Annotated in this window: 1 pseudogene; it reads right to left on the reverse strand. The window is 76.2% G+C overall.

Going from position 1 to position 319, the window contains the following annotated elements:
- Positions 1-319 (reverse strand): annotated as a pseudogene (locus tag ACLZOT_RS51275) (hypothetical protein); the annotation flags it as partial.

Genomic DNA, 319 nt, shown 5'->3' on the forward strand with positions numbered 1-319 from the left:
CGGATCTCGCCCTCCTTGCCGGGCGGGGCGGGCGCGGGCACCTCGGCGGGCCGGTCCCCTCCGGGAGCTCGGTCCCCGATCCCCGCCCGACACATCGGGACCGTGGGGACTGACTACGGGGACCGTCGCCTTCGGGGCCGGTTGTGAGGGGACCGTGGCTGCCGTTGCGGTGCTGTGCACCGGGGACCAGGGCGAGGGCAGCGGGACCGTGGCGAGCGCGAGTGCGTGCCGACGGGCGGAGAGCTGGTCGAGCAACTGCGCGCGCTGGAGAGGGTCGGTGCCGACCGAGGCCCTGCCCACCGCCTTCGACAGACGGCGG

It is taken from the genome of Streptomyces sp. 4F14 (assembly GCF_048159485.1).
Classification (GTDB): Bacteria; Actinomycetota; Actinomycetes; order Streptomycetales; family Streptomycetaceae; genus Streptomyces.